We start from the raw sequence: 12,418 nt of genomic DNA on the forward strand, positions 1-12,418 counted from the left end.
CGGCGCAGGATTGCCCGTGTCCGCGTGCGGGGCAAGTCCGAACCGGCCGGCGAGGGCCGAAAGCCTCAGGGCGGGGCGGGGGCGAGGGCGTCCCCGGCGCGCAGCCGTTCGTCGCGGGCTTCCGTCAGAAGCGGGGCAAGCGCCGCCCGGTCGGCCGCCTGCGCGTGGTGCTGCAACTGCCTGAAAAGCGCCGCCCCCCGCGCCAGGCCGACACTGGCCAACGACCCGGCGGTGCGGTGCGCCTCCTGTGCGAACGCGTCAAGCCGGTCCTCGGCCAGAAGGGCGGGCAGCCCGGTCAGCGCCGCATCCCAGTCGGCCAGCGCGCGCAGGGTAAAGTCGGTGAGCGCCGCCTCACCCACAGTCGCGCGCAGATCGTCGCGGATCGCTGCGTCGAGCGCTTCCCGGGAGGGCGTTGCGGGCTGGGGCGGTGCAGGCTGGGGCGCTGCCGGGCGGGGCGCCTCGTCCTCGCGGCGGGCGCGGCGCAGGGCATCGCGCAGCGCGACCCGGTTGATCGGCTTCAAAAGGACCGCACAGAGCCCCGCCTCGCGGAACTGCGCGTGCTGTTCGGGGCCGGCCATCGCGGTGACGGCCAGAACCGGCGTGTCGACGCCCTCGGCCCGCAACCGCCGCGTGGCTTCGATTCCATCGCATTCGGGCATGTTGATATCCATCAGGATCACGTCGAACGCGTCATCCAGCGCCGCGCTGACCGCCGCGTGCCCGTCCGCGGCCAGAACCACCGAATGGCCGTCCGCCACCAGCAATTCCTGCAGCACCTCCCGGTTGATCGCATTGTCGTCGGCGACAAGGATATGCATCGGCTCCGGCCCGGCGCCCGCCCCCTGCTTCGGCAGCGCTCCGTCTGCTGTATCGGCAGACATTTCGGTGGGCCGCGTGGCGCGGTTTTCAGGCGCTTCCACGCGGGGCAATGGGACGATCAGCGCAAAGGTGCTGCCTTCGCCGGGGGCACTGTCGACCTCGATCCGGCCGCCCAGCGTTTCGGCGGCGATGCGGGCGATGCCCAGACCCAGCCCCGAGCCTTCGCGCACCCGGCCATAGGCCTGATCGAGCGTTTCGAAATTCTCGAAGATCCGCGTGAGATCGGCCTTTTCGATGCCGATCCCGGTATCCTGCACCGCCATGCGCAACGTGACCGGCGCCCCGGCGGGAGGAACAGGATCCCCGGCGCTCAGGCGCAGCGTGACCCATCCGTCACTGGTGAACTTGATGGCGTTTCCCAGGAAGTTGTGGATCACCCGCAAAAGCAGGCTTGCCCGCCCCCGCACCCAGAGTTCCCCAAGGCCGGGGGCGACGACCAGGTCTAGGGCATTCCCGTTCGCGCGGGCCGAGGCGCGGTTCTGCTCGACCATGTCGCTCAGGAATTGCGCGGGGGAAAAGACCGTTTCGGGATAGGCGGCGGCACCGGAATTGTCGATCCGCGCCAGTTCCAGCACATCGTTCACCTGATCAAGCGCCGTGATGCCGCTGCGCTCGATGATGCGCAGATAGCGCAGGGCCTGCGCATCGCCCGCGATGCACGGCCTGAGCAGGTCGAGCGTGGCAAGAACGCCGTTGAGCGGGGTGCGCATTTCATGGCTCATCACGGCAAGGAAACGCGCCTTGGCCTCTTCCCCGCGCCGGGCCGCGTCATGCGCGCGGCGCAGCGTTTCCTCGCGCTCGACCACGTCGGTCATGTCGCGCATGAAGACGATATGCGCGCGCTGCCCTGCCGCCCGCGCCTCGGCGACGACGATTTCCGCCGGGAACTGACGCCCAGCGGGGCTTCGCGCGGTGATATCTTCGCGCCCGTGACCTGTGCGTGCGGGCAGATTGGCGGAGCATTCGGGCGCGATGAGCGCGTCGAAGCGCAGGCCCACCAGCGGCGCCTCGCCGGTCGTGAACATCTCGGCCGCGGCGCGGTTATGCAGGGTGATGCAGCCTGTGCCATCGACCAGAAGCACCGCGTCGAGCGAGGCTTCGATCATCTGGTCCAGATCGTGGCGGATCCGCTGCGAGGCGGCAAGCCGGCGCTCGGCGGCGCGATTCTGCTGCAGCGCCAGCACGATCATCAGCGCCATCAGCAAGGCCAGGACAAGCGTTGCGCCGAGAAAGCGACGGAACTCTCCGCCCAGCGAATCGCGCGCGGCAACGCTTTCCCCGGCGATGGCGGCAAGTCCGTCGACCGCGAGGGGCCGGATGGCGTTTCGCAGCGCGCGGATCTCGGCCTCGATCGCAGGCATCGCGTCGATCAGCGGCGCGTCGGGACCGTCGACCAGCGGCACGGTCTGCTCCAGGAAGCCGGCCTGAAGCCGCAACGTGGAGGCGCTACCCTCGACCGCGGGGAAACGGCCCGAGCGGAAGGTCTGCGAGAGGATGGCATGGCGCGAATAGACAATGTCGAAGCGCAGGCGAAATTCCTGCAGCTCGGCCCTGACATCCGGCCGGCCCGCGAGCGTCGCGATCAGCACATCCTGCGCCGCGCCCCGCAGGCGCAGAAGCTCCACCTCGTGCTGGGCAAGGGTCCAGGTGCGGTTGTCGTCCTGCACCTCGTAAAGGCTGTGGTTTCTTTCGATGACGCGGATGAGCAGGCCCACCGCGATCAGCATCGTGGCCCCCGCTGCAAGGGCGCATAGGCCCAGCACGATGAACCGGCCCAGCCGCTCCCCCGGAATGCCGAGAAAGCGGCGCGCCCTGAGCGGGCGCGGGACCGGCTTCAGGGAGTCACCCGGATGCGCGCCAGCTGCCAGACGCTGCGGGCATAAATTTCATCGGTGCGAAAGGACGGCGCGGCGTCAAAGGGATAGACGATCCACAGCGGACCGTTGTCGCGCAGCGAGAACTCCTGGCCGTCGCGCAGATAGGCGACAACCGGATATCGGTCGCCGATTTCCGAGAGCGGGATGTCGATCGCGTAGTCGTTGGCGGCGATGACGCTGACCGCCTGGGGTGCCTCGCTTCCTGCGGCCCCGACCCCCGCAAGGTCCAGAAGCGCGCGCAGGGGCACGCCGGTAAACTCGGTCACCCCTTCGGTCCAGATCGTGCCGGTGGTGAAGACTTCCTGCGGGAGCGCGCGCAGGTCGTCGCGAGTGAGCGCAAGCGCGTCGCCCGACCTTTCGATGACGAGAACCGTTTCCTGCGCAAGGGCGGGACGCGCGCCCAGAAACAGCGGAATGGCGGCGACGAAGAGAACGAGAAGGGCCGGAAACCGGAGTGAGTAACGCATCGGGAACCTTTGCAAGGAACGTGGAACTGGGCAGCAGCGGGGCCTTTCGCGCGTTTCGCGCCCCGACCCGCTGCAACGGAATCTTATGATTCATCTGACCATGAAGGGATGAACAAAGACCTACGGCCCGCCCTTCGACCCGCCCGGCGCGTCCGGAAAACCCGCACAATTCGAGGCAATGCATGAAAACTTCAGAAGCACACTCGCTCGCCGCTGCGCCGAAGCGTGCGCGCGTGCTGGTCGCGGACGACCACGACATGGTGACGGAAATGATCGCCATGTTGCTGGGATCGACCCCGGACCTGATCGCCGTCATCTGCTCGACACTGGACGCGGCGATCGAGCTTGACGAAAGGCACGGGCCGTTCGACGTGGTGATCCTGGATTACAACATGCCGGGGATGAACGGGATCACCGGGCTGGAACGGATGAAGGCGCGACAGCCCTCGCGGCCGGTGGCGATCATCACCGGCACGCCGACGCCGCAACTGATCGCGCAGGTGACGGCGGCGGGGGCGGCGGGGGTGATCCCGAAGACGATCTCGATGAAGAAACTGGTCGACGTGATCCGCGACTTGCGCGCCGGCGGGAATTTCCTTCCCGAACAGGTGGAAACAGGTCCACCGGACGCGGAACAGGTCTTCACCCCGCGCGAGGCCGAGATCCTCAAGCTGCTGGGCGAGGGCAAGGCGAACCACCTGATCGCGGCCATCTTCGAAGTGGAAGAAGACGCGATCAAGGCGGCCATCGGCACGATCTGCGCCAAGCTGGGGGTGGCGAACCGGGTGCAGGCGGTGCGTGCCGCGCGCGACAGGGGCCTTGTCTGAACGCCCCCCTGTCCGGGTTGCGAAAGGCCCGCCCCGAAACAATCGGAGCGGGCCATCGATACGTTTCGCGATGTCTGACCGGCGGATCAGCCGCCGAAATCGTCGAGCATGATGTCTTCGCGGTCGACGCCCAGCTCGAGCAGCATGTTGATGACCGAGGCGTTCATGATGGGCGGACCGCACATGTAGTATTCGCAATCCTCGGGCGCCGGGTGGTTCTTGAGGTATTCCTCGAACAGAACGTTGTGGATGAAGCCGGTATAGCCTTTCCAGTCGTCCTCGGGCAGCGCATCGGACAGCGCGACATGCCATTCGAAATTCGGGAATTCGGCGGCAAGCTGGTCGAAGTCCTCGACGAAGAACATCTCGCGCTTGGACCGGGCGCCGTACCAGAAGCTGATCTTGCGATCCTTGTTCTTCAGGCGCTTGAGCTGGTCGAAGATATGCGAGCGCATCGGCGCCATACCCGCGCCGCCACCGATGAAGACCATTTCCTTGTTGGTGTCGCGGGCGAAGAATTCGCCGAACGGGCCGGAAATGGTGACCTTGTCGCCCGGCTTCAGGTTGAAGATGTAAGACGACATCTTGCCCGGCGGGATGCCTTCGGACCCCGGCGGGGGCGAGGCCACGCGGACATTGAGCATGATCATGCCCTTTTCGTCCGGATAGTTGGCCATCGAATAGGCGCGCTCGATCGGCTCATCGACGGTCGAGGTGTATTGCCACAGATTGAACCGGTCCCAGTCGCCGCGATATTCCTCTTCGACGTCGAAATCGGTGTATTTCACCGTATGCGCGGGCGCTTCGATCTGGATATAGCCGCCGGCGCGGAAATTGACGTCCTCGCCCTCGGGCAGGTCCAGAACCAGCGCCTTGATGAAGGTCGCCACGTTCTCGTTCGAGCGGACGGTGCATTCCCATTTCTTGACGCCGAAGACCTCTTCGGGGACCTCGACCTCCATGTCCTGCTTGACCGCGACCTGGCACGACAGCCGGTCCCCGCGCGCGGCTTCGCGCTTGGTGATGTGCGATTCCTCGGTCGGCAGGATCGACCCGCCGCCGGAATGGATGCGCACACGGCATTGCGCGCAGGTGCCGCCGCCCCCGCAGGCCGAGGGCACGAACAGCTTCTGTTCGGCCAGCGTCTGCAGCAGCTTGCCGCCCGCGGGGACCGAAATGGTCTTTTCACCGTTGATGCGGATATTGACGTTGCCGCTGGATACCAGCCGCGACCGCGCGGCCAGGATGACCGTCACCAGCGCGATGACGATCAGAGTGAACAGCAGGACCCCAAGGCTGAAAGTTTCCATGATCCTCGTTCCTCAGAGTTTCACGCCGGAGAAGGACATGAACGCCATCGCCATCAGCCCCGCCGTGATGAAGGTGATGCCAAGCCCCTGCAGACCGTTCGGGATGTCCGAATATTTCAGCTTCTCGCGCACGCCCGCCATCAGCGTGATGGCCAGCGCCCAGCCAAAGCCCGAGGACAGCCCGTAGGTCGCGGCCTCGGCGAAGTCGTAATCGCGTTCGACCATGAACAGCGAGCCGCCGAGGATGGCGCAGTTCACGGTAATCAGCGGCAGGAAGACCCCGAGCGCGTTGTAGAGCGGCGGGAAGTACTTATCGAGCACCATCTCGAGGATCTGCACCAGCGCGGCGATCACGCCGATATACGAGATCAGGCCGAGGAAGGTCAGGTCGACATCCGGGAAACCCGCCCAGGCCAGCGCGCCGGGCGCCAGCAGGTAGGTGAGCAGCAGGTTGTTCGCCGGCACGGTGATCGCCTGCACGATCATCACCGAGATCCCGAGCCCCATCGCGGTCGAGATCTTTTTCGACACGGCGATGAAGGTACACATGCCCAGAAAAAAGGACAGCGCGAGGTTCTCGATAAAGATCGAGCGGACGGCAAGGGAGATCAGCGCTTCCATCAGTGTGTCTCGACCGTTTGGATCTTGTATTCGCGCTCTTCGACCTGTTCGGGTTTCCACGACCGGAAGGCCCAGATCAGCAGACCGATGATGAAGAAGGCCGAGGGCGGCAGCAGTAGCAGGCCGTTCGGAACGTACCAGCCACCGTTATTCACCGTCTCCAGGATGGTGAAGCCGAACAGGCTTCCCGAGCCGAACAGCTCGCGCACGACGCCGACCAGCATCAGGATCAGGCCGTAACCCAGCCCGTTACCGATACCGTCGATGAAGCTTTCGAAGGGCGGGTTTTTCATGGCGAAGGCTTCCGCCCGGCCCATGACGATGCAGTTGGTGATGATCAGGCCGACAAAGACCGACAGGGTCTTCGAGATTTCGAAGGCGAAGGCCTTGAGCAGCTGGTCGACGACGATCACCAGCGAGGCGATGATCACCATCTGCACGATGATGCGGATCGAGCCGGGGATCTGGCTGCGGATCATCGAGATGAACATCGACGAAAAAGCCGTCACCAGCGTCACCGCCAGCGCCATCACGAAGGCCACCTGCAGCGACGATGTCACCGCAAGGGCCGAGCAGATGCCCAGCACCTGCAGCGTGATCGGGTTGTTGTCGACCAGCGGGTCGATCAGCATTTCGCGGCGTTTGTGAGCCATCAGACATCCCCCGCTTTGAGCCGGTCGAGGAACGGACCATAGCCGCTCTCGCCCATCCAGAAATTGACAAGGTTGTTGACGCCGGCCGTGGTCAGCGTGGCACCGGCCAGCGCGTCGATATGGTATTCGGGACCGGCCGGCGGCACGGTTTTCGACACGCTGATCTGCAGCTCGCCGTTCTCGTCGGCCAGAAGCGTCCCGCGCCATTCCGCGCGCCAGCGCGGGTTGTCGACCTCGGCGCCCAGACCGGGCGTTTCGGCGTGTTCGTAGAATTGCAGGCCGTAGATCGTGTTGCCGTCCGATTCGAGCGCGATGTAGCCATAGAGCGTCGACCACAGGCCGTAGCCGTGGATCGGCAGGATCACGCGCTCGATCTCGCCCGCGTCGTCACGCAGGATATAGACGGTGACATAGCGGCTCTGGCGGCCGATCCCGGCGGGGTCGTCGACCAGATCGACGGACAGCGCCGGATCATCCGCCGCCGAGCGCTGATCGAAGGTGGCGGGGTCGAACTCCTCGGTGAATTCGCCGGTCGCCAGTTCCAGCACATGCGGCTCGAACGCGGCGAAGCTTTCGGCCACGTCGGCGGTCGGATCGTAGATGCCCGCGACCTGAAGGATGTTGATCTGCCGGTCGCGCAGGGCGTTGACCTGCTGCAGCGGGCGCAGCGCCACGGCGGCCGCCGACACGACCATCGAGGCCACGAGGCACAGCGCCACCGCGACGAAGACGGTCTTGCCCACGGAATCCGCGGGCGCCGCCAGGAAACGGGCGATTGCGCCCTTGGGGGCGTCGTTACCGTCAGCCATTCCGCTTGCTCCTGCGCTTGATATTGGCCTGAACGACGAAATAGTCGATCAGCGGCGCAAAGACGTTCCCGAACAGGATCGCCAGCATCATGCCTTCGGGGAAGGCGGGGTTCAGCACCCGGATCAGCACCACCATGACGCCGATCAGCGCGCCATAGACATACCGGCCCATATTGGTGTGCGCGCCGGACACGGGTTCGGTCACCATGAAGACCAGGCCAAAGGCGAAGCCGCCGGTGACAAGGTGCCAGTACCACGGCATCGCGAACATCGGGTTCGAGGAGGACCCGATCCAGTTCAGCAGCAGCGAGAAGGCCATCATCCCGGCCATGCACCCCACCACCATGCGGTAATTGGCGATCCGCGTGGCCAGCAGGAACACAAGCCCGATGGCGCAGGCCAGCGTCGAGGTCTCGCCCATCGAACCGGGGATGAAGCCCAGGAAGCTGTCCCACCAGGTCATGCCGCGCGCGGCCAGTTCCTGGAACCCGTCCGAGGCCGACACTGCCAGCGCGGTGGCGCCGGTATAGCCGTCGACCGGAACCCAGACGCTGTCGCCCGACATCTGGGCGGGATAGGCGAAATACAGGAAGGCCCGCCCGGTCAGAGCCGGGTTCAGGAAGTTCTTGCCCGTGCCACCGAAGACTTCCTTGCCGATCACCACGCCGAACAGGATGCCCAGGGCGACCTGCCACAGCGGCGTCGTCGCCGGCACGATCAGCGCATACAGCATCGAGGTCACGAGGAAGCCTTCGTTCACTTCGTGCTTGCGCACGGTGGCGAAGATCACCTCGGCGATGCCGCCCGCGACCAGCGTCGTGATGTAGATCGGCAGGAAATAGAGCAACCCGTGCAGCATGTTGGCCAGCGGGTTGGTGGCGTCGAACCCGATGCCCAGCGTTTCGATCACCGCCGTGCGCCAGCCCGAGGCGCCGAACTCGGCGATCGCACGGTTGGTCTGATAGCCGGTATTGTACAGCGCCATCAGGATGCAGGGGATCGTCGCGATCACCACATAGGTCATGATGCGCTTCATATCGATATACGAGCGCGCATGCGGGGCGACGGTGGTTACCGTCTTGGGCGTATAGAGGAAGCTTTCCACCATCTCGTAGACGGGGAAATACCGCTCCCATTTGCCGCCCTTCACGAAATGCGGCTCGACCCGGTCAAAGAAGCTACGCAATCCCAAGGATCAGCCCTCTTTCTCAATCTTGCTCAGGCAATCCCGCAAAGCGAGGCCATATTCATATTTCGCGGGACAGGCGAAACCGACGAGACCGAGGTCCTCTTCGTCGAGTTCCAGCGCGCCCAGTGCCTGCGCCTGGTCAGTATCCATAACCAGCAGCGCGCGCAACAACTGGGTCGGCAGGAAGTCCTGCGGCATCAGTCGCTCGAACGTGCCCGTGGGCACCATCGCCCGACGACCGCCATTCAGGTTCGAGGTCAGCGGGAAAGTCCGGCGCGACAGGGCCGAGCCCAGTACCGGTTGCACCGCGTATTTCGACACCATCGGACGGATCCAGCCCATCGGGATCTGCTTGTGGTCTTCCTCGATCAGGGTGATCTGGCGCGCATAGCGGCCCAGATAGCCACTGGCCCCCGCGCCCATCCGACCGCTCAGCACCGAGCCCGAAATCATCCGCGCGGGCACGTCCCGTGGCAGATCGGCGCCCGCGAGTTCGGCCATCGACGCGCCCAGCGTGGTGCGCACCAGGCGCGGATTGGCGCAGATCGGCCCCACCAGCGCGATCACCCGCGAGAAATCGACGCGCCCGGTCAGGAACAGCCGGCCGATGGCGATCACGTCCTGATAACCGATGGTCCAGACCGTCCGCGTGTTGGACGGCGGGGTCAGGAAATGCATGTGCGTGCCCGCCAGCCCGGCGGGATGCGGCCCCGAGAAGGCCGCGGCCTCGACGCCCGGCAGATCGGCGCCCGGGATCGCGGCGCCGTCGGCATGGCACAGATAGGTCGTGCCCTCGGTCAGCGCGGCGATGCAGGCGAGCCCCTTGGTGAAGGCCTGCGCCTCGGCCTCGATCAGCGGGGCGGGATCGGGGGACAGCGGCTCGGTATCCATCGCGGTGACGTAGATGGCATAGGGCCGCGCCGCCGGGTCGGGCAGCTTGGAATAGGGCCGCGTGCGGAACGAGGTCCACAGCCCCGCCGCGCAGAGCTTTTCGGCGATGGCATCGGCGCTGTCCTCGCCACCGATCTGCGAGAAATCGACCGGCTGGGCGGCGCTGTCATCGGCTTCGATCTCGATGCTGATCAGCTTGCGGCGCGCGCCCCGGTTGATCGCTTTCACCCGGCCCGAAACCGGCGCGACGATCTGCACTTCGGGCGTGTCCTTGTGGAACATCAGCGGTGCCCCGGCGCCCACGGCATCGCCTTCCTCGACGACGATTCGAGGCTTCAGCGCGACATAGTCGTCCCCCAGCACGCCGTAGATCCGCGCCGTGCCCGTTTCGACCGAATTCTGCCGCAGAGCACCGTCAATGGGAACATCAAGACCCTTCTTCAGGGCGAACCGCTTCACCACGCGTGACCTCTAGCTTTGATACATCCCGAGTTTGGTGGCTTATGCACCGACCCTTCGCGTGGTAAAAGTCGAAAATCGGCCCCGGACGCCAACTTTTTTGCTTGAACTGACCCCGAATGTCACGGACAAGCCGCACGTCTGGCTCTGGTGAGCATGCAACCCCAGAAGAGGTCAACAATTGTCCGATCTGCCCAAATTTTCCCGTCGATCCGTTGTCGGAACCGCCTTCGCGCTGCCGCTGGCCTTTGCCGCCTGCAGCCGCGAGCCGTCGGTGCACAATCTTGTCGGGCGCGCGATGGGCACGTCGTATTCGATCACCGTGATCGATGAGACCCGCAAGCTGACTGAGGCCGAGATCCGCACCGCCATCGACGGCGCGCTGGCCGAGGTCGACGGGCAGATGTCGAACTGGAACCCGGCGTCGGAAATCTCGCGCTTCAACGCGCAGACCGGCACCCGCCCGGTGACCCTGTCGCGCGAGCTGGCGATGGTGATGGACGCGGCCGAACAGGTGCATCTGGCCAGCGACGGCCGGTTCGATACCACGCTTGGCCCGCTGATCGAGCTGTGGGGCTTCGGCGCCCCCGGCGCGCATGAAATGCCCGGCGAGGCGCAGATCACCGACGCCATGGCGCGCATCGGCCATGGCCGCATCCTGGCCCGCGAGGGCGCGGCGCTGCGCAAGCGTCAGGGCGACGCGCAGGTCTACCTGTCGGCCATCGGCAAGGGCTATGGCGTCGACCGCGTGGCCCGCGCCATTGCCGAGCTGGGCGCGACCGATTTCATGGTCGAGATCGGCGGCGACATGTATGCAGCCGGCCGCAACCCCAACGGCCTGCCCTGGCAGATCGGGATCGAGACGCCCGCAGCCCTGGGCGGTGGTGTCTATGACGTTGTCGGGATCTCGGGCGTGGGTCTGGCGACCTCGGGCGATTACCGCAACTATTTCGAGCAGGACGGTCAGCGCTTCTCGCATGTGATCGACCCGACGACGGGCCGCCCGGTCACGCACCGCACCGCCTCGACCACCGTCATCGCCGAGAATTCGATGCTGGCCGATGCCTGGGCCACCGCGATGCTGGTGCTGGGCCGCGAACGCGGTCTGGAAATCGCGCGGGCGCATGACGTGGCCGTGATGTTCATCGACCATGCGGACAGCGAAGCCGGATTTGCCTCGGCCACCAGCCCGCGTTACGATGCGCTGGTAGCCTGACATCGGAAATAAGGACGGCGCGACATGGCCACGTTCCTTGCGACTTTCGTGATCCTGCTGGTGGTGATGCTGGGCATGGCGCTTGGCGTCATCCTGATGGGACGCACCATCAAGGGCAGCTGCGGTGGCCTGAATGCCATCGCGGATGCCGACAAATGCCTTGTCTGCAGCAAGGAAATCGACCCCGACAGCCCCCTGCGCGAGCGGCTCGCCTGCCCGCGTGCGCGCAAGATGCTGGAACGCGCAGGGCTTGAGGATGCGCCGTCGACCTGACCCGCGCTAAGAAGGGGTGGCGAGCGGGATGAATCCCACGCTCAGAAGCCCCGCCGCCGCCAGCACGCCCCACAGCCACAATTGCCAGCGCGGGCCCTCGGCCTTCCAGACCCGGCGGAACTGAAAGCCGCAAAAGCAGGCCACAACGAAGATCGTGACGGCGAGAGGTTGTGGCAGGGTCAGGTTCGACACGCAAAAAACTCCTACTGGTTTCGTCCGGTTGCGCTATCTTTGAGACAGCGACCATTCCACGGCCAGGGAGAGAACCGCGCAATGCCAGCGTCTTATCAGCCTCCGATGCGTAAAGACGAGGAGAAAAACCGCACCCACAGCCAGAGTGCGGAAACCAACCTCAAGACCGAAACCCTGACCGTGCGCCAGGTGCTCGACCACAAGGGGCACGAGATGTTCTCGATCACCCCGGACGAGACCCTGCGCCGCGCGGTCGAGATCCTGCGCGACAAGCGGATCGGCGCACTGCTGGTCTGCGATACCGAGGGCGCGCTGGTGGGCATCCTGTCCGAGCGCGACATCGTGCGCAAACTGGCGGACATGCCGGGCCAGACCCTGCCGCAGAAGGTAGGCGACGTGATGACCTCGAAGGTGCAGACCTGCGAGCCGTCCGAGACGCTGATGCAGGTGCTGAAGACAATGAATGCGGGCCGTTTCCGGCACATGCCGGTGATGGAAGGCGGCGCGCTGGCCGGGATGATCACCATCGGCGACGTGGTGAATTACCGGCTGGTCGAGCTGGAACACGAAGCGCTGCAGCTCAAGCAGCTGATCGTCGGTTAAGGGACGCCCACCGCCCCATGACGCGAAACGGCCCGCGCGATGCGCGGGCCGTTTGTCATTCCCGAAGGCGCCTTCACCCCTGCAGGTCGTTCCACATCTGCTGATCGCGCTCGGCGGTCCAGATGCGGGGGGTGTCGATGCCGCGGGCCTCG

At 65.5% G+C, this 12,418-nt stretch carries 13 protein-coding genes; 4 read left to right on the forward strand and 9 right to left on the reverse strand.

Translation table 11 applies throughout. The features are described 5' to 3' along the window. Window positions 1-65: 65 nt before the first annotated feature. Together C4N9_RS18410 and C4N9_RS18415 are read right to left on the reverse strand one after the other, a co-directional pair. Entirely contained in the window at window positions 66-2,606 is a 2,541-nt protein-coding gene (locus tag C4N9_RS18410; protein ID WP_109534821.1) for a hybrid sensor histidine kinase/response regulator, read from the reverse strand. A gap of 107 nt (window positions 2,607-2,713) precedes the next feature. Next, window positions 2,714-3,223 carry a putative pterin-binding protein gene (locus C4N9_RS18415; protein ID WP_109534822.1) on the reverse strand — a complete coding sequence of 170 codons (510 nt, stop codon included), beginning with the start codon at window positions 3,221-3,223 and terminating at the stop codon, window positions 2,714-2,716. A 182-nt stretch (window positions 3,224-3,405) separates the two neighbouring features. Here C4N9_RS18415 and C4N9_RS18420 point away from each other — a divergent pair, with 182 nt between their 5' ends. Next, window positions 3,406-4,050, forward strand: a complete 645-nt coding sequence (locus tag C4N9_RS18420; RefSeq protein WP_109534823.1) for a response regulator transcription factor — start codon at window positions 3,406-3,408, stop codon at window positions 4,048-4,050. An 86-nt stretch (window positions 4,051-4,136) separates the two neighbouring features. Here the strand turns inward: C4N9_RS18420 and nqrF are convergent, their stop codons facing one another. From nqrF to C4N9_RS18450, 6 genes are read right to left on the reverse strand one after another with little or no spacing between them, the layout of a single operon-like run. Beyond that, window positions 4,137-5,360, reverse strand: coding sequence for an NADH:ubiquinone reductase (Na(+)-transporting) subunit F (gene nqrF / locus C4N9_RS18425; RefSeq protein WP_109534824.1), 1,224 nt, complete (start codon window positions 5,358-5,360; stop codon window positions 4,137-4,139). A 12-nt stretch (window positions 5,361-5,372) separates the two neighbouring features. Next, entirely contained in the window at window positions 5,373-5,981 is a 609-nt protein-coding gene (gene nqrE / locus C4N9_RS18430) for an NADH:ubiquinone reductase (Na(+)-transporting) subunit E (protein ID WP_109534825.1), read from the reverse strand. Beyond that, the gene (locus tag C4N9_RS18435; RefSeq protein ID WP_109534826.1) at window positions 5,981-6,634 is read right to left on the reverse strand and encodes an NADH:ubiquinone reductase (Na(+)-transporting) subunit D; all 654 of its coding nucleotides are present in this window, start codon (window positions 6,632-6,634) and stop codon (window positions 5,981-5,983) included. The genes nqrE and C4N9_RS18435 overlap by 1 nt, the downstream gene beginning before the upstream one ends. Continuing rightward, window positions 6,634-7,443 (reverse strand): Na(+)-translocating NADH-quinone reductase subunit C, encoded by an 810-nt coding sequence (locus tag C4N9_RS18440; RefSeq protein ID WP_109534827.1) that lies wholly within the window; start codon window positions 7,441-7,443, stop codon window positions 6,634-6,636. Before C4N9_RS18440 ends, C4N9_RS18435 begins: the two co-directional genes overlap by 1 nt. Beyond that, the gene (locus C4N9_RS18445) at window positions 7,436-8,635 is read right to left on the reverse strand and encodes an NADH:ubiquinone reductase (Na(+)-transporting) subunit B (RefSeq protein ID WP_109534828.1); all 1,200 of its coding nucleotides are present in this window, start codon (window positions 8,633-8,635) and stop codon (window positions 7,436-7,438) included. Before C4N9_RS18445 ends, C4N9_RS18440 begins: the two co-directional genes overlap by 8 nt. A gap of 3 nt (window positions 8,636-8,638) precedes the next feature. Beyond that, window positions 8,639-9,982 carry a Na(+)-translocating NADH-quinone reductase subunit A gene (locus C4N9_RS18450; protein WP_109534839.1) on the reverse strand — a complete coding sequence of 448 codons (1,344 nt, stop codon included), beginning with the start codon at window positions 9,980-9,982 and terminating at the stop codon, window positions 8,639-8,641. Window positions 9,983-10,163: 181 nt separating this feature from the next. On the opposite strand from C4N9_RS18450, the gene C4N9_RS18455 reads away from it, so the two are divergent. Continuing rightward, window positions 10,164-11,198 (forward strand): FAD:protein FMN transferase, encoded by a 1,035-nt coding sequence (locus tag C4N9_RS18455; protein WP_245902617.1) that lies wholly within the window; start codon window positions 10,164-10,166, stop codon window positions 11,196-11,198. A gap of 24 nt (window positions 11,199-11,222) precedes the next feature. Further along, on the forward strand, window positions 11,223-11,471 hold the full coding sequence (gene nqrM, locus C4N9_RS18460) for a (Na+)-NQR maturation NqrM (protein WP_109534829.1): 249 nt from the start codon (window positions 11,223-11,225) through the stop codon (window positions 11,469-11,471). 6 nt (window positions 11,472-11,477) lie between these two features. Here the strand turns inward: nqrM and C4N9_RS18465 are convergent, their stop codons facing one another. Further along, the gene (locus C4N9_RS18465; protein ID WP_109534830.1) at window positions 11,478-11,663 is read right to left on the reverse strand and encodes a hypothetical protein; all 186 of its coding nucleotides are present in this window, start codon (window positions 11,661-11,663) and stop codon (window positions 11,478-11,480) included. An 81-nt stretch (window positions 11,664-11,744) separates the two neighbouring features. Here C4N9_RS18465 and C4N9_RS18470 point away from each other — a divergent pair, with 81 nt between their 5' ends. Further along, window positions 11,745-12,266, forward strand: a complete 522-nt coding sequence (locus C4N9_RS18470) for a CBS domain-containing protein (protein WP_109534831.1) — start codon at window positions 11,745-11,747, stop codon at window positions 12,264-12,266. The last annotated feature ends 152 nt before the right edge of the window (window positions 12,267-12,418 follow it).

The sequence above is a fragment of the Pararhodobacter marinus genome, from assembly GCF_003122215.1.
GTDB lineage: Bacteria > Pseudomonadota > Alphaproteobacteria > Rhodobacterales > Rhodobacteraceae > Pararhodobacter > Pararhodobacter marinus.

Bases quoted from the DNA above. Each gene is read 5' to 3' on its own strand.
- C4N9_RS18410 (WP_109534821.1), bottom strand. From the start codon at position 2,606: ATGCTGATCGCGGTGGGCCTGCTCATCCGCGTCATCGAAAGAAACCAC.
- C4N9_RS18415 (WP_109534822.1), bottom strand. From the start codon at position 3,223: ATGCGTTACTCACTCCGGTTTCCGGCCCTTCTCGTTCTCTTCGTCGCC.
- C4N9_RS18420 (WP_109534823.1), top strand. From the start codon at position 3,406: ATGAAAACTTCAGAAGCACACTCGCTCGCCGCTGCGCCGAAGCGTGCG.
- nqrF (WP_109534824.1), bottom strand. From the start codon at position 5,360: ATGGAAACTTTCAGCCTTGGGGTCCTGCTGTTCACTCTGATCGTCATC.
- nqrE (WP_109534825.1), bottom strand. From the start codon at position 5,981: ATGGAAGCGCTGATCTCCCTTGCCGTCCGCTCGATCTTTATCGAGAAC.
- C4N9_RS18435 (WP_109534826.1), bottom strand. From the start codon at position 6,634: ATGGCTCACAAACGCCGCGAAATGCTGATCGACCCGCTGGTCGACAAC.
- C4N9_RS18440 (WP_109534827.1), bottom strand. From the start codon at position 7,443: ATGGCTGACGGTAACGACGCCCCCAAGGGCGCAATCGCCCGTTTCCTG.
- nqrM (WP_109534829.1), top strand. From the start codon at position 11,223: ATGGCCACGTTCCTTGCGACTTTCGTGATCCTGCTGGTGGTGATGCTG.
- C4N9_RS18470 (WP_109534831.1), top strand. From the start codon at position 11,745: ATGCCAGCGTCTTATCAGCCTCCGATGCGTAAAGACGAGGAGAAAAAC.